The 1,699-nt window shown below is 64.4% G+C and carries 2 protein-coding genes; both read left to right on the plus strand.

Translation table 11 applies throughout. The features are described 5' to 3' along the window. Positions 1–705: beta-ketoacyl synthase N-terminal-like domain-containing protein (locus EN935_RS34655; RefSeq protein WP_281040392.1), on the plus strand; the 705-nt coding region annotated here is incomplete at its 5' end. 52 nt (positions 706–757) lie between these two features. Next, positions 758–1,699, plus strand: a 942-nt coding sequence (locus tag EN935_RS34660; protein ID WP_127374159.1) for a beta-ketoacyl synthase N-terminal-like domain-containing protein, incomplete at its 3' end; no start/stop codon positions are given.

The following is a 1,699-nucleotide window of genomic DNA, read 5'->3' on the forward strand; positions in this document are numbered from 1 at the left end:
GTCACCGGTTCGTCCAGAACCTTCATGGGCGAGGAAGGTGCCGGTGTCGCCGCGGTTGAAACGGCCGCCGCGCGTATCCGCTCGGGCCAGTCGACGCACATCCTGGTCGGCGGTGCCTTCCAGACCGAACATTCCGACATGCTGCTCGGCTATGAGCTTGCCGGCTATTTGCATCGCGGCCCGTGGAAGCCGGTCTGGCAAAGACAGGGCGCCGAGGGCGGCGGCGTTGTGACCGGATCCGGCGGCGCCTTCCTGGTGCTGGAGCAACGCGAACACGCGACAGACCGGGGTCGGAAAATCTATGCCGAGCTTGGGCCGGTCGTCTCCGGCCGCGCCAGGCGGCCACGGGGAGAACTCGACGCCGAGATCGCTGCACTGCTCAAGCAGGTTGCATCGCCGAACGGCAAATTGCTGGCCCTGTCGGGCGCATCGGGTGCCCACACTGCAACATCAGCCGAAAAAGCCGCGCTCGATGCCAATCCGGCAATCGCCGCGCGCGGCTTCTCGACGCTGACCGGACACATGAAGGAAGCGCAGTTTCCCTTCGCCGTGGCGCTGGCGGCACTCGCCGTCGACCGCAAGGCCGCCTACCCTGTTTTTGATGCCGCAGCCGAGACGCCGTTCGAAGGCGTTCCCGCAGCCGTCCTTGCAACGGCGATCGGCTATCACCAATTCGAAGGCATGGCGCTGGTCAACGCCGCCTAAGGCGACGCCGCACGGTCCATGTTGCAAACGATAAAAGGTCGAGGGCTACCGGATGGCCAATCTGAACGATCACATGGGCAGGCCGATCGTCGCCGTCACCGGCATCGGCGTTGTCACCTCGCTTGGCGTGGGCAAGGCCGACAATTGGGCGGCGCTGACCTCGGGCAAGTCGGGTATTCACCCGATCACCCGCTTTCCCATCGATCAACTGAACACCCGCATCTCCGGCATGGTCGATTTCCTGCCGTCGAGTTCGAAAGGTGCCAGCCCACTCACCTATGAGCTGGCCGAGCTTGCGGGCTTCGAAGCGGTGACCGAAGCCGGTCTTGATTCCAGCAATTTCGGCGGACCGCTCTTCCTCGCATCGCCGCCGGTCGAACTCGACTGGGCCGAGCGCTTCTCGCTCTACAATTCTGACAAGGACAAGGATGACACCGCCGCCGAAAGACTGCTTCGGGTCGCGCGTAGCTTGAAAGAGCTGGATATTTTCGAGACCACCCAGTTCGGTTCGATCGCCGACCGCCTTGCCGACCGTCTTGGCACACGCGGTCTGCCGATCACGCTGTCGACGGCTTGTGCTTCAGGTGCCACCGCGATCCAGCTCGGTGTCGAGGCGATCCGACGCGGCGAATGCGACCGGGCACTATCGATCGGCGCGGACGGCTCTGCCACCGCCGAGGCATTGATCCGTTTCTCATTGCTTTCGGCGCTCTCCACGCACAACGACATTCCCGAAAAGGCATCGAAGCCCTTCTCCAGGGATCGCGACGGCTTCGTGTTGGCTGAGGGATCCGGGGCGCTGGTGTTGGAATCGCTTAAAGCGGCATTGGCTCGCGGCGCGACTATTCTCGGCGTCCTGGGCGGTTGCGGCGAGAAGGCCGACGACTTCCACCGCACCCGCTCGAAGCCGGACGCTTCGCCGGCCATCGCCGCGGTTCGCGCCGCCCTCGCCGATGCCGGCCTGAGTGAAGACGAGATCGACTATGTCAACGCC

Origin of the sequence: Mesorhizobium sp. M7D.F.Ca.US.004.03.1.1 (assembly GCF_003998635.1) — a bacterium.
In the GTDB taxonomy this organism is placed as follows: Bacteria; Pseudomonadota; Alphaproteobacteria; order Rhizobiales; family Rhizobiaceae; genus Mesorhizobium; species Mesorhizobium loti.